Here is a 17,170-nt window from a genome sequence, read left to right as displayed (position 1 = left end):
GCTTTCGACCGAGAGGATCGAAACGTTAATAGAGCCAAACAACACTGCTCTACCAACTCCTTCTGGGCTTCGATGAACTGAAGCAACTCGCTGTCGAATTCTGCGTAACTCTTTGTTTACCAAGGAGTTTTCCGTTTCGACTGCGCCGGAAGTGGGGCGAATTATAGACTTCCAGAATCTGCCGTCAACCTTTAATTTCATTTTTCTATCGAAGGGCCCAGCAACTCTCAAAAACCTCGCCTTCTATATAGAAGGCCCAAGAAATTGAGCAATATATTGCTCAATTGCCAGCAGTTGATCATCATAGTGCCCTCTGCCTCTATATGAACCTGGACAAACACCCCCAATGACCACTTCATCCCGCAGCCTGGGCTCGGCACTGTTTCCTGTCGGCCTACTGCTGATTGCCATGGCCTCTATCCAGTCGGGCGCTTCGCTGGCCAAAAGCATGTTCCCGATTGTGGGCGCCCAAGGCACCACCACCCTGCGCCTGGTTTTCGCCAGCATCATAATGCTGCTGTTGCTGCGCCCCTGGCGCGCCAAACTCACCGCCAGGTCACTGCGTACCGTCATCGTGTACGGCATGGCGCTGGGCGGCATGAACTTCCTCTTCTATATGTCATTGCGCACCGTGCCCCTGGGTATTGCGGTAGCCCTGGAATTCACCGGCCCACTAGCCGTTGCCATCTATGCTTCCCGGCGTGCCGTCGACTTCCTGTGGATAGCCCTGGCCATTATCGGCCTGCTGCTATTAATACCCGTCGGTGAAGCAAGCCAAGGCATCGACCTGACCGGCGCCGCCTACGCATTGGGTGCGGGGATCTGCTGGGCCCTCTATATTCTGTTCGGCCAGAAGGCTGGCGCGGACAATGGCGTGCAAACCGCGGCTCTCGGCGTAATGATCGCCGCACTGTTCGTCGCCCCCATCGGTATCGTCCATGCCGGTAGCGCGCTGCTGACACCCGCACTGATTCCGATCGCCATTGGCGTGGCAATTCTTTCCACCGCCCTCCCCTACACCCTGGAGATGGTCGCCCTGACCCGCCTGCCCGCGCGCACCTTCGGCACGCTGATGAGTATCGAGCCCGCGTTCGGTGCGCTTTCCGGGCTGTTTTTCCTCCAGGAATACCTGTCCCTGGCTCAATGGCTGGCGATCGCCTGCATTATCCTGGCCTCCGTGGGCGCAACGCTGACCATGCGTAGCCAGTCAAAGCCAATCGTCGCGGCAGATTGAGACAGGATTTAACGAAGCTCTGGCATTTGCCGCTCAATTAGGCCATGTTTAGGCTGTAACTCAGTGTCAGTCATGGAGATTTTCGAATAAGGACATCCACCCACCCTACACTTGAGAGCGAGCAAAGCCAGCATCGGGCATTCCAACGGCGCGGCTATTAAGGATGGTAATGAAGCGAATTTTGATACTGCTTGTCGTCATCGCATTGGCTGGGTGTGCCGCAACCACCAAGACAGAAGTCAAACGCGGAAAGAAAGGGCTGCATATCAACTGCTCTGGCCTGTCCTCCTCTTGGGACCAGTGCTACACCAGCGCAGCCAACTCGTGCGGCAAGAAAGGCTACAGAGTGATCGCCAAATCCGGCGACAACAGCGAGGAGCCCGGTGACTACCCCTTCGGCATCAACCCGGCCGGCTATACCAGCCGTAGCATGATCGTGCTCTGCAAGTAAGCGCTCATTCCTGCGAAATTCTCTGACTGAGCTCTTCATAGCTCGATGCAAGTACCTGCGCCTGAACCTGCGGGTCGACCATCATCCTGGCCACCACCAGTGCACCCACACACTGGGATAAGATCGCCCAGGCCAGGCTTTCGCTCTCCAAGGTCCGCGCCCAGTTGGCCTGCAGCCGGCAAATCCACTCCTGGGCGTGTTGGCGTACCGCGATATCCGCACGGGCAATTTCCGCGCCCATGCTCGGCAAGGCGCAACCGTCTTGCACTTGCTCCACATGGGCCATGCTCAGATAGAACTTGAGGCAGCGCTGCAGGCGCTCCCGACTCTGCACCTCGCCCACACTCAAACGCTCCAGGCTTTGGCTCAACTCATGCTCGACGATGGAGCTGAACAGCGCGTCCTTGGACGAAAAGTGGCTATAAAAAGCCCCGCCACTCAGGCCAATGGCTTTCATCAGCCCATCTACGCCAACGCTGGCAAACCCTTCTTTTTTCGCCAGGGCCGCACTGCTGTGCAGGAGCTTGTCCCTGGTTTGCTGCTTGTGACTGACTGAATAGCGCATCGCCTCTCCCCTTGAAGACACCACCTTGACGCCTGCCGAATCGTAGCATAACGTTCGTTTAGTTAACGATCGTTTACCCAAGGACTTGCCATGACTGAGAATAAGAAAATCGTACTGGTCGTCGGCGCAGGCGACGCTACAGGCGGCGCCATTGCCAAGCGTTTTGCCCGCGAAGGTTATGTGGCCTGCGTCACCCGACGCAGTGCCGACAAGCTGCAACCCCTGGTGGACAGTATCCAGGCTGCGGGCGGCGAGGCTCACGGCTTTGCCTGCGATGCACGCAAGGAGGACGAGGTGATCGCGCTGATCGAGCAGATCGAAAGCGAGCTGGGTCCGATTGAGGCATTCGTGTTCAACATCGGCGCCAACGTGCCGTGCAGCATCCTCGAAGAAACCGCCCGCAAATATTTCAAGATCTGGGAGATGGCCTGCTTCTCAGGCTTCCTCAATGCCCGTGAAGTGGCCAAGCGCATGGTGACCCGCCAGCGCGGGACGATTCTGTTTACCGGGGCCACCGCCGGGTTACGCGGTGCCGCAGGCTTTGCCGCCTTTGCCGGGGCCAAACACGGAATTCGCGCCCTGGCCCAAAGTATGGCCCGCGAGCTGGGCCCGATGAACATCCATGTGGCCCACGTGGTCGTGGATGGCGCCATCGACACGGACTTCATCCGCGACAACTTCCCAAGCAAATACGCGCTCAAGGACCAGGACGGCATTCTGGATCCCGAGCATATCGCCGACAACTATTGGCACCTGCACCGCCAGCCACGGGATGCCTGGACCTTCGAACTGGACCTGCGCCCCTGGAACGAAACCTGGTAAGCACGCCAACATAACAATAAGCAGCGAGCATCCAACATGAGCAAAACCCTGGAATTCTTCTTCGACCTCGGCAGCCCCACCACCTACCTGGCCTACACCCAACTGCCTGGAATCTGTGCCGAAACCGGCAGCCAACTGGTGTATCAGCCCATCCTGCTGGGCGGCATCTTCAAGGCCACCGGCAATGCCTCGCCCGTCACCATCCCGGCCAAGGGCCGCTACCTGCTGCAAGACCTGGCACGCTACGCCAAGCGTTACGGGGTCCCCCTCAAGTTCAATCCGCACTTCCCCATCAATACCCTGACCCTGATGCGCGCCGTCACCGGCATTCAACTACGCCAGCCAGAACGCTTTATCGACTTCATCGACTGCCTGTTCCGGGCGATATGGGTGGAAGGGCGCAACATGGGGGATCCGGCAGTCGTAGCGGCGGTGCTGGCGCAACACCACTTCGACCCTGCCCAGGTGCTAGAGCTGACCCAGGATGAGGAAGTCAAGAACGCCCTCAAGCACAAGACCGAAGAGGCGATTGCCCGTGGCATGTTTGGGGCGCCTGCCATGTTTGTCGGCCAGCAACTATTCTTCGGCCAGGATCGCCTGGACTTTGTCCGCGAAGCCTTGAGTTAAGCCTGCAAGCCGCTCGCCGGCCCACGCCTGCGAGCGGCCAGGTCTTATATAGCTGCCGTGCGCAACTGCAACCATTCCAGCGCGGCGCCGCTGAGCAACGGGCTCAAGCGTTGACGCACCTGGGCATGGTAGTCGTTGAACCACTGTCGCTCCTCGATCGTCAGCAGGGACGGTACCAGGCAACGGGTATCAATCGGGCACAGTGTCAGGGTTTCGAACTTGAGGAACTCGCCGAACTCGGTCTTGCCCGCCTCCCGGTTCAACACCAGGTTCTCGATACGCACCCCCCAACGCCCTGGGCGATAGGTACCCGGTTCAATGGAGGTGATCATGCCCGGCTGCATCGCAGTTTGCGGCGCGGCCGCCGCCTGGTAGGCAATCACCTGCGGGCCTTCATGGACATTAAGGAAGTAGCCCACCCCGTGACCGGTGCCGTGACCATAATCCACGCCTTCGGCCCAGATCGGTGCGCGGGCGATGGCGTCCAGCAATGGCGAGAGGATGCCCTTGGGAAACTGCGCGCGCGACAAGGCAATCACGCCCTTGAGCACCCGCGTGCAATCGCGCTTTTGTTCCTCGCTCGGCGTGCCGATGGGCACCATCCGCGTGATATCTGTGGTGCCGCCCAGGTACTGGCCGCCCGAATCAATCAGCAGCAGGCCATCGCCTTCGATCACCGCGTGTTCTTCTTCGGTGGCATGGTAATGGGGCATCGCGCCATTGCCATTGAACGCGGCGATGGTATTGAAGCTCAACGACACATAATCCGGACGACGGGTACGCGCGGCCGTCAGGTGTTCATCAATGGTCAGCTCAGTGATGCGCTCGCGGCCCAAGGCCGAGTCCAGCCAGGCGAAAAACTCGCACAACGCCGCGCCATCCTGCTCCATGGCCCGGCGAATATGCTCGGCATCCGCCAGGCTTTTACGGGACTTGGCCAATGTGCTCGGGTTGAGGCCTTCGACCAGCTTCACGCCACTGGCCAGATTCTCCAGCAGCCCCGCCGTCACGCGTGCAGGGTCCACCTGCAGGCTGGCCCCGTCCGGCACTTCAGCCAGGGCCGCGGCCACTTCACTGTAGTCCCGCAGCGTCACGCCATCCTGTTCCAGCACCCCACGCAACTGGGCATCGACCTTGCCGAGGGCAACAAACAGCGTGGCCTGCTGCTGGTTGATCAGGGCGAACGAGACAAACACCGGGTTGAACGAAACATCTGCGCCGCGCAGGTTAAACAGCCAGGCGATGTCATCCAGGGTGGCAATAAAATGCCAATCCGCGCCCTTTTCCTTCAGGCTGGCGCGCAGTGCCGCGAGTTTTTCGCCTCGGCTGACGGTGGCCTGGGGCGGCAGGTGCTGGTAGATCGGCTGGTTGGGCAGCGCTGGGCGGTCGGTCCAGACCTCACTCAACAAATCAATATCGGTACGCAGGCGCGCGCCTCGCTCAGCCAGCTTGCCGCCCAGGGTACGGGCCGACGCAACAGCCATCACCGCGCCATCCACGGCCACCACCCCGCCTTCCGGGGTTTGCTCCCCCAGCCACTCCAGCGGGCCGGGCTGCCCCGGTTGCAACTTCACCAACTCAATGCCGCTGCCGTTGAGTTCCTTGGTCGCCTGCTCCCAGTAACGGCTGTCTGCCCAGACGCCGGCGAAATCAGCCGTGACAATCAGCGTGCCGACCGAGCCATGAAACCCCGACAACCATTGCCGGCCCTGCCAGTAGCCCGGCAAGTATTCGGACAGGTGCGGGTCGGCCGATGGCACCAGCAGGGCATCAATGCCCTCCCGCTTCATCAACTCGCGGGTGCGCGCCAGGCGCTGGGGAACCGTTCCATGGGGCAAAGGCTGCGTACTCATCATCTCTCCTGCTAAGCACTCATAATTGTTATGTATTTCAAACCGCCCAAAAGGCCGGTGCGCTGGCCAACGAGTTCTTGATCAATTGCACCGCCTGATCGATATCCTGCCCGGTGGTAAACCGCCCCAGGCTCAAGCGAATGGTGCGACCGGCACTGCGCGCATCATGCCCCAGGGCAAGCAGTACATGGGAGGGCGCATTGCTGGCCGAATTGCAGGCAGAGGTCGCCGAAAAAGCGATCCCGGCGCTCAAGGCCGCCGAATTGAACTCGCCTTCGCTGAAGGTCAGGCTCAAGGTGTGGGGAATCCGCTGGGTGGCGCTGCCGTTCAGGCGCACGCCGGGAATGTCCAGCAATTGCTCAAGCAAACGCTGGCGCAGGGCGACAATACCTGCCGACTCTTCGGCAAAGGATTGCGCGGCCAACGCGAAGGCACTGCCCATGCCTGCAATCTGGTGAGTCGCCAGGGTTCCCGAGCGCAGCCCGCCTTCGTGACCACCGCCATGGATCTGCGCCGTGACGTTCTGCTGCGCCCGCGGCCCGACATACAGCGCACCGATGCCTTTGGGGCCATACAGTTTATGCGCCGAAAACGACATCAGGTCCACCGGCCAGTGCGCCAGGTCGATCTCGACTTTGCCCGCCCCTTGCGCCGCGTCCACATGCAGCAGCGCGCCATGCTCACGCACCCGCGCACCAATGGCCGGGATGTCGTTGAGCGTGCCCAGCTCATTGTTGACCAGCATCAACGACACCAAAAACGTGTCTTCGCGCAGCGCCTGGCTGACCGCCTCGACGGTAATCAGGCCATCGGCATCCGGCACCAGGTAGGTCACGGCAATCCCGGCTTGCTGCAATTGGCGGGCGGTGTCCAGCGTTGCCTTGTGCTCGATCTGACTGGTGATGATATGGCCACCGGCCACGCCCCGCGCCTGGGTCACACCCTTGAGCGCAAGGTTGTTGGATTCGGTAGCACCCGAGGTCCAGACGATCTGCTCGGCCTGGGCGCCGACCAACTCCGCCACCTGACGGCGCGCCTGCTCGACCGTGTGCCGGGCCTGTTGGCCAAACGCATGGGAGCTGGACGCAGGGTTACCGAAATTGGCGTTGAAACCCAGGCACTCGACCATGACCTGGATGACCCGCTCATCCACCGGGGTGGTGGCGGCGTAGTCAAAATACAGAGGACGTTTATTCATGACGTTTAGAGACCCGCAGAGCATGTTCCCGAGATCAGCGTCTCAGGGGCAGCGACCAGTACAGAGTTCGTCAGGTTAACCTGATCGGATGCCGTTAAAGAAAGACCACTTTATTTAAAAGTGCGTAGGAACGCTCCTGAAATTGAGCTTAACAGGCTCGACGAAAAGGATGGAAAACAAAAAGCCCGAAGTTCCTGTACGGAACCTCGGGCTCTGGGACGCCGCAGTTTGTCTCAGCTCGGACGGTCATGCAGGGTAACGTTGCGCTCGGCATTCATTGCACCCTGGCGATCAAAGCCCATTGGCGCCTGTGGCCGGGCTGCGAGTTCAGTTTTCTTCTGTTGATATTCATCAAACGACAAACCCCGCCGGTTCAGCCCTTCCATTGCCAATTGCCGGCTCTCCTCGGCGGAGTACGGGCGCAATTCAGGCGCCGGATGGGTCGCACAACCAGCAAGAAAAGAGGCGACCAGCAACAAGGCAACAGAAAGTGAATGGTTCATGACGAAGGTCCTGCGAATTGGGCGTTGAGGCAATGGACACAGGCTACTCCCGCCTTTGCATCGGGAAAAATCATCCTCTGTGATAGTCGCTATCAGTCAATCCTTCATATTTCTTTTTGTTCTATAAATATATAAACACATTTGTTTACGGAATAAAAAAGACCCTCTATAACAGACTCCCAGCGTCGCAACTGCCTCCACGAGCCGCTCGGCCTCGCCACTGAACGCCTGCAAGCGGCGCAGGCCTGGTACGAGGTGGCGCACCGCGTTGGGCCAGCCCCTGCCGACATCCACGTCCTATTCCTTGAGGTGCCCATGCAGCTTTTGACCCTTGCGCCCTCGCCCGCACTCGCCACGTCGATTCGCGCCACCGCGCAAGTCTTCGAAGACCCCAAATCCCGGGCCTTGCTCGCGCATATCCAGCAAGTGGCGCCCAGCGAAGCCAGCGTGCTGATCATCGGCGAAACCGGCACCGGCAAAGAGCTGGTGGCCCGCCATATCCATAACCTCAGCGCCAGGCGCAACCGACCGTTCGTGGCGGTGAATTGTGGGGCGTTTTCCGAATCCCTGGTGGAAGCGGAGTTGTTCGGCCATGAAAAAGGCGCGTTCACCGGCGCTCTCGGCGCCAAGGCTGGCTGGTTCGAGGAGGCCGACGGCGGCACCCTGTTCCTCGATGAGATCGGTGATCTGCCCATGGCCATCCAGGTCAAGCTGCTGCGCGTCCTGCAAGAACGCGAAGTGGTGCGCCTGGGCTCACGCAAGAGCATTCCGATTGATGTGCGGGTGCTGGCGGCGACCAATGTGCAACTGGAAAAAGCCATCAATGCCGGGCATTTCCGTGAAGACCTGTACTACCGCCTGGACGTGGTCAGCCTGGAACTGAGCCCCTTGCGCGAACGCCCCGGCGATATCCTGCCCCTGACCCGGCACTTTATCGACGCCTACAGCCAGCGCCTGGGCTACGGCCCCATCACCCTCAGCCCCGAAGCCGAGCACAAGCTCAAGGGCTACAGCTGGCCGGGCAATATCCGCGAGCTGGAAAACGTCATTCATCACACCTTGCTGATTTGCCGCAATGGCCTGATTGAACGCGATGACCTGCGCCTGTCGAACATGCGCATCGAGCGCCAGGATGATAGCCAGCACAGCCTCGACCACAGTGCCGAAGCCTTGCTGGAGCGTGCCTTCCAGAAACTGTTTGACGAACAGGCCGGTGCCTTGCATGAGAAAGTCGAGGACGCATTGCTACGCGCCGCCTACCGCTTCAGCCACTACAACCAGGTACACACCGCCAACCTGCTGGGCCTGAGCCGCAATATCACGCGTACACGCCTGATCAAGATCGGCGAACTGGCGGTCAACAAGCGCCGCCCAGAGGGAAGCCTGCAAGGTGAGCGCATGCTGCATCTATCGATATAGGCTGCACGCCAACGCGTTGTCGGCGCTGCGCTCGATACTGCGCAGCACCTGGAATGAACCGAAGGTCACGGCAGTAGCCTGATGGGCACGAATCAGTGCCCAGAAGTTCTCGCCCTCGCTCTCCAGCCGCTGGAACGCCGTGGCACCGTCTTCGCGGGCCTGCCATTGCAGGTAGTTGAGCACCCGCCGCCCGTCATCACTGACCAGCACACTGGCACTCAGAAACCCCTCATGGCCTTGGGCCAGGCGCTCGCTCTGCTCGGACAGCGCCAACACCAGCGCGGACTGCTGCCGGGGCTCGATCTGAAACTCGATCACTTGGGTAAAACCATGACTTTTCGCTGAAGCTTGCATGACAAATCCCCTTTAGCTGTAGGTGCCACGCAGGGTAAAACCTCTAGTTAAGTTAAGGTCAAGCCTCTGTTTGAGAAACTGTTGAATGCACCGTTACAGGACAGTCGTCGGTTGCCCGCAGGCCACGAAAGGCCTGACCTATAGTGAAAAGACCGGAAGACCCGGCCCCTCCCCCCCCTCAAGGAGAGCGAAATGAGCGTTAAACCCATTCCCGATGGCTACCACAGCATCACGCCCTACCTGGGCATCGACAAGGCAGCTGAAGCCATCGAGTTCTACCAAAAAGCCTTCGATGCCACCGTTTTCATGCGCCTGGACATGCCGGACGGCAAGGTCGGCCACGCCGAACTGCGCATTGGCGATTCGCCGATCATGCTGGCCTCGCCCTGTGATGAAATGGCCTTCGGCAGCCCTGGAGCGCACCCCACCAGCGTTGGCCTGCATCTGTATGTGAATGACGTCGACGCGCAGTACAAACAGGCGATCGCGGCAGGCGGCACGGCGATTTCCGAACCCAAGGATCAATTCTACGGCGACCGCTCCGGCACGTTGAGGGATCCCTTCGGACACGTCTGGTTCCTCGCCACTCATATAGAAGAGCTGACCGAGGAACAGATTCACAAGCGCGCCAAAGAGCTGTTTGCATAATCCCCAATCTCCTAAAGCCCGCTCGCCACAAGGTGCAACAGCCCCCCCCTGTGGCGAGCGGGCTTGCCCGCGTTGGGCTGCGTAGCAGCCCCGACCAGCAAGTCCACCTGACTCTTGCAGAAACATCGAGTAGCCAGGTTTTGGGGCTGCTGCGCAGCCCAACGCGGGCAAGCCCCCTCGCCACACTTTTTTGTGCTGACTAACTGAACAGCAATGAGCCCCAACAGGGGTTCCCCGCGCACCTGAAACATTTGCTTTCATTTCTGCCTTAGGGTTTTGCGATTCTCATCCGTCTTAACTTAGATACAGCCCGTCGCGTAAGCAAAAGCTACGACCGGCCTTTCCCGGGCCTTTTCTGCCCTCCTCCGATCAAGACCCCCATAGACATGTCGAAGAAGTCACGCTCCAAACTCTGGTTTCTCGTCCACAGCTGGCTGGCATTGCCCATCTGGTTCTTCGTACTGATCGTCTGCGTCACCGGGACCCTGGCGGTGGTCAGCCAGGAAATCGTCTGGCTGGCCAACCCGGAAATGCGCGCCAGCAAGCCATCGGACGATGCCGAACTGCTCACTTACGACCAGATCCTCGCCGCGATCAAGCAGGCCGAGCCAAAGGCCATTGTCGAGTCCATCGTCCGTCCGGACGAATCGCATTTTGCGCTCGACGTCGACATCAGCTACCCCGACGGCCGCTCCGTGGCGGTCTACGTCAACCCGTACACGGGGGTCATCCAGGGCATCAGCCCATCGTTCAACTTCCGCCAGTTCACCCGCGCCTTGCATGGCTGGTGGCTGGTGCCGTTTACCAATGGCTTTAGTTGGGGCTGGTACCTGGTGTCGTTCCTCGGGCTGCCGATGCTCGCCTCGCTGGTCACAGGCCTGGTGGTGTACAAACGGTTCTGGAAAGGGTTCTTCAAGCCAACCCTGCGCTTCAAGCATGGGGCGCGGATTTTCTGGGGCGACTTCCACCGCCTGAGCGGCATCTGGTCGATCTGGTTTATCGCGGTGATTTCCATCACCGGCACCTGGTTCTTGATCCAGGCGCTTCTCGCGGACAACCAGATCACCATCTCCAGCCAGCCGATCGTGCCGGTGATCTCCCGGGACAAGGTGCCGCTGTCGGCCCCCGGTGTACCGGCACCGATGATCGCCCTGGACGATGCCATCAACATTGCCACCCAGCGTATCCCCGGCTTCGACGTCAGCTTCGTCGGCCTGCCAAGCAATGCCTACAGTCACTTGAGCATCGGCGGCCGCGGCTGGTACCCGCTGATGTTCCAGACGGCCGACATCAACCCCTACAACGGTGAAATCGCCGCCACGCACCTGCTGTCCGACCGCACGGGCCTGGAGTTCGTCACCGAGTCCATGCGCCCGCTGCACACCGGCGACTTTGGCGGGATCTGGATCAAGCTGGTCTGGTTCTTCTTCGGCCTGTTGCTGAGCATGATGGTCCTCAGCGGTCTGTTGATCTGGAGCAAGCGCACGGCCCTGGCCACGCTGCACGCGCTCAAGCGCAGCACCAAGGCCACGCGCAATACGGCGCCGGCCAACCCCATCGGCGCCATGCAGGCTGAAACCTCGGAGGGCAAATAATGAGCAAGGCCACCACCGTTCAAGCGCCCTCGCCACTGCGCGCCTTCTGGCTCAAATGGCGCTTTCACATCAATATCCTGCTGTTGCTGGTGCCCCTGGGTTTTATGCCCAAGTACTTTGCCGACGTCGCACTGTTTCGCGGCGACGCCGGCCTGGGCGAGCGCGAGGTCGGTGAAGTGCAGGTCGGCCCGTGGAGCATTACCCTCGCCGAGTTGCGCAATGAAGCGCCCCGCCCCGACCCGGCCGGCCCGATGAAATCCTTCAACGCCGCCCTGTGCGCCACCTGTGGAGACCAGGTCAAGGCCACCTACCTGCGCATCGGCAAGCCCCGCAGCCTGCGGGCCGCGGGGGTGATTTTCTTCGGCACCCCGTACCGCATGGGCGCTGTGCTGCCGATCCCGGAACGCACCCCGCCCGACGCCGAACTGTGGATCACCATGGAAGGCTGGGACGGCAGCATGCAGCAGGCCTCCATTCCCTTGAGTCAGGCTTCGCCTGCCACCGTCGCCTGGTTGAACAAGCAAGGAGTTAAACCATGACTTTACTGCGCCTGACCCGCGCCTGCGCCGTGCTGATCCTCAGCCTGGGTGCAAGCAACTACGCCCTGGCCCACAACCCGATGTGCGAATGCAAGGAGATCCCCGGCGAACAGATCCAGTGCACCGGTGGTTTTTCCGACGGCAGCGGCGCGCCCGGCGTGACCCTGGATGTGATCGGCTACGACGAAACCATCCTGGTGCCCGGCAAGCTGGGGCCCGACTCGACGTTGACCTTCAAAAAACCTGCCGCCGAATTCTATGTGCTGTTTGACGCCGGTCCCGGCCACGTTGTCGAGATCGACCAAGCGGATATCCAGGCGCCATGACCCCCATGAACCCAGGCAGCACCCAGGTGGTCCGGCCCGCCGGTGCCGGGCACGAAACCCTCTACGTCCTGCTGCTGTGCCTGATCATCCTGGCCGTCGCCGGCACGGTGGTGTCCCTGCACGGCGAAACCCAGGCCGTCGAGGCCGTGGCCAGCCACCAGTTGGACGCCCGCCGCGACCTGAGCGCGGCCGAGCAAGGCATCTATGCCGACCTGCGGGTGACCCTGGATGAAATCCAGTTGCTGGCGCAGGAACAAAGCACCCTGCCGACGCCGGCGCAACTGGCCGAAGAAGGCTTCGCGCCCTTCGCCCAGGACGCCAGTTCGGTCAGCCGTGGCGACCACCACTGGCAATTGCTGGCGCCAGCGGCGTACCTGGGCCTGAGCCAGGCCAACGACACCAGCGGTTCACTGCTGATGCGCGTCAACGGCGCCGAGCCGGATATCTGGCTCAACCGCAGCGCCAACCTGGCCGCCCCCACCGACCTGAGCGACCAGGGGCTGATCGCCGCTGGCTGGCAGCAGGTCGTTGCGCAATTCGACGCTGGCGTCACCCGCCAGCATCGCCACTGAATTCATGCTGTCTCCGAGAGAAGATCGATTACCCATGTCTATGTCATCTCCCTTGCTCCGCCTGCTGCTGGTGGGCCTGTTCAGCGTCTTGCTGAGCCCCCTGGCCAATGCCGAGGCGGCCAAGCGCCTGCGTATCGGTATCACCCTGCACCCTTACTACAGCTACGTGGCAAATATCGTCGGCGACAAGGCCGAAGTGGTGCCGCTGATTCCGGCCGGCTTCAACCCCCATGCCTACGAACCGCGCGCCGAAGACATCAAGCGCATTGGCACCCTGGACGTGATCGTGCTCAATGGCGTCGGCCATGACGATTTTGCCGACCGCATGATCGCCACCAGCGAGCGTCCGGACATCCCGGTGATCGAGGCCAACGCCAATGTGCCGCTGCTGGCCGCCACCGGCAACGCGGCCCGTGGCGCCGGCAAGGTGGTCAACCCGCACACCTTCCTGTCCATCAGCGCGTCCATCGCCCAGGTCAACAACATCGCCCGGGAACTGGGCAAGCTCGACCCGGACAACGCCAAGACCTATACCCAGAACGCCCGTGCCTATGGCAAGCGCCTGCGCCAGATGCGCGCCGATGCCCTGGCCAAGCTCACCAGCGCGCCCAACGCCGATCTGCGGGTGGCCACGGTGCACGCCGCCTACGACTACCTGTTGCGCGAGTTCGGCCTCGAAGTGACCGCCGTGGTCGAACCGGCCCACGGCATCGAGCCAAGCCCGAGCCAATTGAAGAAAACCATCGACCAACTGCGCGAGCTGGACGTCAAGGTGATCTTCTCGGAGATGGATTTCCCGTCCTCCTACGTCGATACCATCCAGCGTGAGTCGGGGGTCAAACTGTACCCGCTGTCGCATATTTCCTACGGTGAATACAGCGCCGAGAAGTACGAAGTGGAAATGACCGGCAACCTCAATACCGTGGTCCGGGCGATCCAGGAGTCGGGGGCATGACCGCGGCTGAACACCTGAATGTGGCCAGCATCGGCCCGACGATTGAGTTCGATAACGTCTCGCTGACCCTGGGCCGTACCGCGATCCTCGATAGCGTCAGCTTCCAGGTACAACCGGGCAGCATCCACGCCCTGGTCGGCCCCAACGGCGGCGGCAAGAGCTCGCTGATCAAGACCCTGCTGGGGCAGACGCCACACCAGGGCCAATTGAGCCTGCACTGGCCGAACACTCCCGGCACCATCGGCTACGTGCCCCAGGCCCTGGAGTTCGACCGTGGCCTGCCGATGACCGTCGACGACTTCATGGCTGCCATGTGCCAGCGGCGCCCGGCGTTTCTCGGCTTGTCCCGGCATTACGCCGGGGCGATTGGCGAGGCGCTGGAGCGCGTGGGCATGCAAGACAAGCGCAAGCGCCGCATGGGTGCGCTGTCCGGCGGCGAGCGCCAGCGTGTGCTGCTGGCCCAGGGTTTGATCCCGGCGCCGCAACTGCTGGTACTCGATGAACCGATGTCGGCCCTCGATGAAGCCGGAATCCAGGTGTTCGAACGCCTGCTGGGCGACTGGCGCCAGGCCGGGATTACCGTGCTATGGATCGAGCACGACCTGGAGGCCGTGGGCCGCCTGGCGGATCGCGTCACCGGCCTGAACCGCCGCCTGCTGTTTGATGCCACGCCCAAGGAGGCACTGACCCCGGAACGCCTGCTGACGCTGTTTTCCACTCACCCACGGAGCGCAGCCCAATGAGCTACGAAGCCTTTCGCTTGATGGTCCAGGGCTGGGCTTCCTCCGGCTACTTGCCGGAAGCCCTGGCCTATGGGTTTGTGGTCAATGCCTTGCTCGCCGGCCTGTTGATCGGCCCGGTACTCGGTGGCCTGGGCACGCTGGTGGTGGTCAAGCGCTTTGCGTTTTTCTCCGAAGCCGTCGGCCATGCTGCACTGACCGGCGTGGCCGTGGGCATTCTGCTGGGGGAACCCTACACCGGGCCTTACGGCAGCCTGTTCGGCTACTGCCTGTTGTTCGGCATCCTGCTCAATTACCTGCGCAACCGCACCGGCCTGGCCCCCGATACGCTGATCGGCGTGTTCCTCTCGGTGTCCCTGGCCCTGGGCGCGAGCCTGTTGCTGATCCTGGCGGGCAAGATCAACGTGCATATCCTGGAAAACGTGCTGTTTGGTTCGGTCCTGACCGTCAACGGCAATGACCTGGCGGTGCTGGCGGTGGTCGGCTCACTGGTGATGGCCCTGGCGTTGCCGCTGTACAACCGCATCATGCTCGCCAGCTTCAACCCGCAACTGGCTGCCGTGCGTGGCGTGGCGGTGAAGACCCTGGACTACCTGTTCGTGATCCTGGTGACCTTGATCACAGTGGCGGCGGTCAAGGTCATCGGTGCGATCCTGGTAGGCGCACTGCTGGTGATCCCGGCCGCCGCGGCTCGGCTGTTGAGCCAGTCACTCAAGGGCTTCTTCTGGATCTCGGTGGTGATTGCCACGCTCAGCACCCTGTGCGGGATTCTGTTGCCAATCATCTTCGACCTGCCTATCCCGTCCGGTGCCGCGATCATCCTCGTCGCCGGCATCGCCTTCGCCCTGGCCGCCATCGCGCGCGGCACGGTCCCCAGCCTGAAAGGGAATCTCGGATAATGCGCCCCGTTCTACGCCCCCTCGCCCTGGCCATCGCCTGCCTGATCAGCACCCCGCTGCTGGCAGCCGAAACGGCCAAACCCCTGCCGGTCGCCGCCCACGCCGCCAAACCGGTCAAAGTCCTCGCGGCCTTGCCCGTGACCTACGGCCTGGCCGCCACCCTGCTCAAGGGCACTGCGGTCAAGCTGGAGCGTGCGGCACCGGCCAACCTGCCGGGTTCGCGCCAGACCTCGTACTTTACCGGGCGTGGCGCGCCGGCCTTGCATAGCCTGGCGCTGGACGCCGATGCGGCGATCGGCCTGCGCTCGCTGTGGCCGGATGACCCGCTGTACCCAGTGGCCCGGCGCAGCAATATCCGCATCGTCGAAGTGGACGCGGCGCGCCCGGTAGACGGCGGTCTGCCAGGCGTGGCCCTGCAACCGGGGACTGTGGATGGCCTCAATAGCCAGCCGTGGCAGTCGAGCAACAACCTGGGGCGCATGGCCGATGTCATGGCTGCCGACCTGAGCAGGCTGGCGCCCGGCGCCAAGGCCCAGATCGACGGCAACCTGGCCAGCCTCAAGCAACGCCTGCTCAAGCTGACTGCCGACAGCGAGGCCCGCCTGGCCCAGGCCGATAACCTGAGTGTGGTCAGCCTGAGTGATCATTTTGCTTATCTGATAAGTGGGCTGAATCTGGAGTTGGTCAGCACCGATCCGCGGCCGGATGCCGAGTGGTCTGCGCAGGCGCTACAAATGCTGACGACCAGCCTGAAGGACAACGACGTGGCGTTAGTGCTGCACCATCGCCAACCGGCTGAGGCGGTAAAAGCGGCTATCAGTGCAGGGGGGTCGAAGTTGCTGGTGCTGGCTACTGACGGCGCGGACCCGGTCGCGGAACTGGAAGGGAATGTGGATCAGGTGATCAAGGCATTGGTGCCCTGAAAGCAAGGCAATACCCCTGTGTGTGCGAGCTTATGTGGGAGCGGGGTTGTGTGGGAGCGGGCTTGCCCGCGATGGCGGTGTATCAGTCAACTAATGTATCGACTGACACTTAGCCATCGCGGCATAGGTATCTACACAACTCTTTTATCTAGTGCTTATTGGGTTTGTTTACATATCCGTTGCTGCGGTCACGGCCACTTAGGGTTCCGCCCTTACGGCGGGTCACTTTTGGAAAAGAGCCCCAAAAGTAACCAAAAGGGCTCCTGCCCCACCACTCGGTGCCTCGCCTAGGCTCGGCATGCCCGCAGTCAGGCATTGCTCCGTGGGCCCGCCGCGATCGGCCATCCATGGCCGTGTCGCGGCTACCCCGGCATCCATGCCGGGGTGCCCACTGCGCAATACCTGCCTGCGGCCATCGTGGTTTAACGGGGCGCCTGAGATCAAGATCAAAAGCCAGATCACAAGCAGAGCAACAGCAACAGCAATGCCAAAGCCGGGGCGTGAAGCTGCATTCCCCCCTGTGGGAGTTGGCTTGTCGGATCGCCGCATCGCTGCGATGGCGGCCGAAAGAACACATCAGAGTGTCAGGTATTCATTTGTCATCGTTAACGACCATCGCAGGCAAGCCAGCTCCCACAGGGGTACGCGCACGCTTCGACGATCAGGTCGGCTGTGAGGCCGCCTCGCTTTGCTTGTGATCTTGATTTTGATCTTAAGCGCCCCGTTAAACCACGCTGGCCGTCATCCGATTTTGATTTGGGGGGTAACCCGGCAGGACGCCGGGTTAGCCGCGCTGGGCCATGGATGGCCCATCGCGGCGGCCCCCCAAATCAATGTCGGATGGCGGGCACACCGAGCCTGGGCGAGGTGCCGAGTGGTGGGGCAAGAGCCCTTTTGGTTACTTTTGGGGCTCTTTTCCAAAAGTGACCCGCCGTAAGGGCGGAACC

Annotated in this window: 19 protein-coding genes; 14 read left to right on the top strand and 5 right to left on the bottom strand. The window is 61.6% G+C overall.

Annotated features, from left to right (window positions below; translation table 11 throughout):
- Positions 1-346: 346 nt before the first annotated feature.
- Positions 347-1,234: a threonine/homoserine exporter RhtA gene (rhtA, locus tag HBR94_RS27960; protein ID WP_120732441.1), complete on the top strand. Its 888-nt coding sequence runs from the start codon at positions 347-349 to the stop codon at positions 1,232-1,234.
- A 169-nt stretch (positions 1,235-1,403) separates the two neighbouring features.
- Positions 1,404-1,685 carry a hypothetical protein gene (locus HBR94_RS27955; RefSeq protein ID WP_057445083.1) on the top strand — a complete coding sequence of 94 codons (282 nt, stop codon included), beginning with the start codon at positions 1,404-1,406 and terminating at the stop codon, positions 1,683-1,685.
- Positions 1,686-1,689: 4 nt separating this feature from the next.
- Here HBR94_RS27955 and HBR94_RS27950 read toward each other — a convergent pair whose 3' ends face one another.
- Complete coding sequence (locus HBR94_RS27950) at positions 1,690-2,250, bottom strand: TetR/AcrR family transcriptional regulator (RefSeq protein ID WP_057441472.1); 561 nt, start codon at positions 2,248-2,250, stop codon at positions 1,690-1,692.
- Between the two features lie 90 nt (positions 2,251-2,340).
- On the opposite strand from HBR94_RS27950, the gene HBR94_RS27945 reads away from it, so the two are divergent.
- Both HBR94_RS27945 and HBR94_RS27940 read left to right on the top strand, forming a co-directional pair.
- Positions 2,341-3,072 carry an SDR family oxidoreductase gene (locus tag HBR94_RS27945; protein WP_057441470.1) on the top strand — a complete coding sequence of 244 codons (732 nt, stop codon included), beginning with the start codon at positions 2,341-2,343 and terminating at the stop codon, positions 3,070-3,072.
- A gap of 36 nt (positions 3,073-3,108) precedes the next feature.
- Positions 3,109-3,699, top strand: coding sequence for a 2-hydroxychromene-2-carboxylate isomerase (locus HBR94_RS27940; RefSeq protein ID WP_170045882.1), 591 nt, complete (start codon positions 3,109-3,111; stop codon positions 3,697-3,699).
- 44 nt (positions 3,700-3,743) lie between these two features.
- Here HBR94_RS27940 and HBR94_RS27935 read toward each other — a convergent pair whose 3' ends face one another.
- The 3 genes from HBR94_RS27935 to HBR94_RS27925 form a co-directional block, all read right to left on the bottom strand.
- A complete protein-coding gene (locus HBR94_RS27935) occupies positions 3,744-5,552 on the bottom strand; it encodes an aminopeptidase P family protein (protein ID WP_169960765.1) in 1,809 nt (602 codons plus the stop codon).
- 37 nt (positions 5,553-5,589) lie between these two features.
- Positions 5,590-6,750 (bottom strand): aminotransferase class V-fold PLP-dependent enzyme, encoded by a 1,161-nt coding sequence (locus HBR94_RS27930; RefSeq protein WP_115127885.1) that lies wholly within the window; start codon positions 6,748-6,750, stop codon positions 5,590-5,592.
- Positions 6,751-6,983: 233 nt separating this feature from the next.
- Positions 6,984-7,253, bottom strand: coding sequence for a hypothetical protein (locus HBR94_RS27925; protein WP_057441463.1), 270 nt, complete (start codon positions 7,251-7,253; stop codon positions 6,984-6,986).
- A gap of 315 nt (positions 7,254-7,568) precedes the next feature.
- Here HBR94_RS27925 and HBR94_RS27920 point away from each other — a divergent pair, with 315 nt between their 5' ends.
- The gene (locus HBR94_RS27920) at positions 7,569-8,672 is read left to right on the top strand and encodes a sigma-54 dependent transcriptional regulator (protein ID WP_115127883.1); all 1,104 of its coding nucleotides are present in this window, start codon (positions 7,569-7,571) and stop codon (positions 8,670-8,672) included.
- Here HBR94_RS27920 and HBR94_RS27915 read toward each other — a convergent pair.
- Positions 8,661-9,026, bottom strand: a complete 366-nt coding sequence (locus HBR94_RS27915) for an antibiotic biosynthesis monooxygenase (RefSeq protein WP_115127882.1) — start codon at positions 9,024-9,026, stop codon at positions 8,661-8,663. The genes HBR94_RS27920 and HBR94_RS27915 overlap by 12 nt on opposite strands.
- A 192-nt stretch (positions 9,027-9,218) precedes the next feature.
- On the opposite strand from HBR94_RS27915, the gene HBR94_RS27910 reads away from it, so the two are divergent.
- The 9 genes from HBR94_RS27910 (at position 9,219) to HBR94_RS27870 (ending at position 16,223) form a co-directional block, all read left to right on the top strand.
- On the top strand, positions 9,219-9,674 hold the full coding sequence (locus tag HBR94_RS27910) for a VOC family protein (protein ID WP_170045881.1): 456 nt from the start codon (positions 9,219-9,221) through the stop codon (positions 9,672-9,674).
- Positions 9,675-10,060: 386 nt separating this feature from the next.
- On the top strand, positions 10,061-11,269 hold the full coding sequence (locus tag HBR94_RS27905) for a PepSY domain-containing protein (protein ID WP_057441456.1): 1,209 nt from the start codon (positions 10,061-10,063) through the stop codon (positions 11,267-11,269).
- A complete protein-coding gene (locus HBR94_RS27900; protein WP_057441455.1) occupies positions 11,269-11,808 on the top strand; it encodes a hypothetical protein in 540 nt (179 codons plus the stop codon). The genes HBR94_RS27905 and HBR94_RS27900 overlap by 1 nt, the downstream gene beginning before the upstream one ends.
- Positions 11,805-12,134: a hypothetical protein gene (locus HBR94_RS27895; protein WP_057441453.1), complete on the top strand. Its 330-nt coding sequence runs from the start codon at positions 11,805-11,807 to the stop codon at positions 12,132-12,134. The genes HBR94_RS27900 and HBR94_RS27895 overlap by 4 nt, the downstream gene beginning before the upstream one ends.
- Before the next feature lie 5 nt (positions 12,135-12,139).
- A complete protein-coding gene (locus tag HBR94_RS27890; RefSeq protein ID WP_057441451.1) occupies positions 12,140-12,706 on the top strand; it encodes a DUF6162 family protein in 567 nt (188 codons plus the stop codon).
- Positions 12,707-12,740: 34 nt separating this feature from the next.
- Positions 12,741-13,661, top strand: coding sequence for a metal ABC transporter substrate-binding protein (locus HBR94_RS27885; RefSeq protein WP_170045880.1), 921 nt, complete (start codon positions 12,741-12,743; stop codon positions 13,659-13,661).
- On the top strand, positions 13,658-14,404 hold the full coding sequence (locus HBR94_RS27880; protein ID WP_057441447.1) for a metal ABC transporter ATP-binding protein: 747 nt from the start codon (positions 13,658-13,660) through the stop codon (positions 14,402-14,404). Before HBR94_RS27885 ends, HBR94_RS27880 begins: the two co-directional genes overlap by 4 nt.
- Entirely contained in the window at positions 14,401-15,300 is a 900-nt protein-coding gene (locus tag HBR94_RS27875; protein WP_057441446.1) for a metal ABC transporter permease, read from the top strand. Before HBR94_RS27880 ends, HBR94_RS27875 begins: the two co-directional genes overlap by 4 nt.
- Positions 15,300-16,223, top strand: a complete 924-nt coding sequence (locus HBR94_RS27870; protein ID WP_170045879.1) for a zinc ABC transporter substrate-binding protein — start codon at positions 15,300-15,302, stop codon at positions 16,221-16,223. Before HBR94_RS27875 ends, HBR94_RS27870 begins: the two co-directional genes overlap by 1 nt.
- Positions 16,224-17,170: the final 947 nt, after the last annotated feature.

Origin of the sequence: Pseudomonas sp. WS 5412 (assembly GCF_012985615.1) — a bacterium.
In the GTDB taxonomy this organism is placed as follows: domain Bacteria; phylum Pseudomonadota; class Gammaproteobacteria; order Pseudomonadales; family Pseudomonadaceae; genus Aquipseudomonas; species Aquipseudomonas shahriarae.
Note: the sequence above shows the minus strand (reverse complement) of the source record. Positions and strands in the feature narration are given on the sequence as shown.

Excerpts from the sequence above, each read along its gene's own strand:
- rhtA (WP_120732441.1), top strand. The coding sequence starts at position 347 with ATGACCACTTCATCCCGCAGCCTGGGCTCGGCACTGTTTCCTGTCGGC.
- HBR94_RS27955 (WP_057445083.1), top strand. The coding sequence starts at position 1,404 with ATGAAGCGAATTTTGATACTGCTTGTCGTCATCGCATTGGCTGGGTGT.
- HBR94_RS27950 (WP_057441472.1), bottom strand. The coding sequence starts at position 2,250 with ATGCGCTATTCAGTCAGTCACAAGCAGCAAACCAGGGACAAGCTCCTG.
- HBR94_RS27945 (WP_057441470.1), top strand. The coding sequence starts at position 2,341 with ATGACTGAGAATAAGAAAATCGTACTGGTCGTCGGCGCAGGCGACGCT.
- HBR94_RS27940 (WP_170045882.1), top strand. The coding sequence starts at position 3,109 with ATGAGCAAAACCCTGGAATTCTTCTTCGACCTCGGCAGCCCCACCACC.
- HBR94_RS27935 (WP_169960765.1), bottom strand. The coding sequence starts at position 5,552 with ATGAGTACGCAGCCTTTGCCCCATGGAACGGTTCCCCAGCGCCTGGCG.
- HBR94_RS27930 (WP_115127885.1), bottom strand. The coding sequence starts at position 6,750 with ATGAATAAACGTCCTCTGTATTTTGACTACGCCGCCACCACCCCGGTG.
- HBR94_RS27925 (WP_057441463.1), bottom strand. The coding sequence starts at position 7,253 with ATGAACCATTCACTTTCTGTTGCCTTGTTGCTGGTCGCCTCTTTTCTT.
- HBR94_RS27920 (WP_115127883.1), top strand. The coding sequence starts at position 7,569 with ATGCAGCTTTTGACCCTTGCGCCCTCGCCCGCACTCGCCACGTCGATT.
- HBR94_RS27915 (WP_115127882.1), bottom strand. The coding sequence starts at position 9,026 with ATGCAAGCTTCAGCGAAAAGTCATGGTTTTACCCAAGTGATCGAGTTT.
- HBR94_RS27910 (WP_170045881.1), top strand. The coding sequence starts at position 9,219 with ATGAGCGTTAAACCCATTCCCGATGGCTACCACAGCATCACGCCCTAC.
- HBR94_RS27905 (WP_057441456.1), top strand. The coding sequence starts at position 10,061 with ATGTCGAAGAAGTCACGCTCCAAACTCTGGTTTCTCGTCCACAGCTGG.
- HBR94_RS27900 (WP_057441455.1), top strand. The coding sequence starts at position 11,269 with ATGAGCAAGGCCACCACCGTTCAAGCGCCCTCGCCACTGCGCGCCTTC.
- HBR94_RS27895 (WP_057441453.1), top strand. The coding sequence starts at position 11,805 with ATGACTTTACTGCGCCTGACCCGCGCCTGCGCCGTGCTGATCCTCAGC.
- HBR94_RS27890 (WP_057441451.1), top strand. The coding sequence starts at position 12,140 with ATGAACCCAGGCAGCACCCAGGTGGTCCGGCCCGCCGGTGCCGGGCAC.
- HBR94_RS27885 (WP_170045880.1), top strand. The coding sequence starts at position 12,741 with ATGTCTATGTCATCTCCCTTGCTCCGCCTGCTGCTGGTGGGCCTGTTC.
- HBR94_RS27880 (WP_057441447.1), top strand. The coding sequence starts at position 13,658 with ATGACCGCGGCTGAACACCTGAATGTGGCCAGCATCGGCCCGACGATT.
- HBR94_RS27875 (WP_057441446.1), top strand. The coding sequence starts at position 14,401 with ATGAGCTACGAAGCCTTTCGCTTGATGGTCCAGGGCTGGGCTTCCTCC.
- HBR94_RS27870 (WP_170045879.1), top strand. The coding sequence starts at position 15,300 with ATGCGCCCCGTTCTACGCCCCCTCGCCCTGGCCATCGCCTGCCTGATC.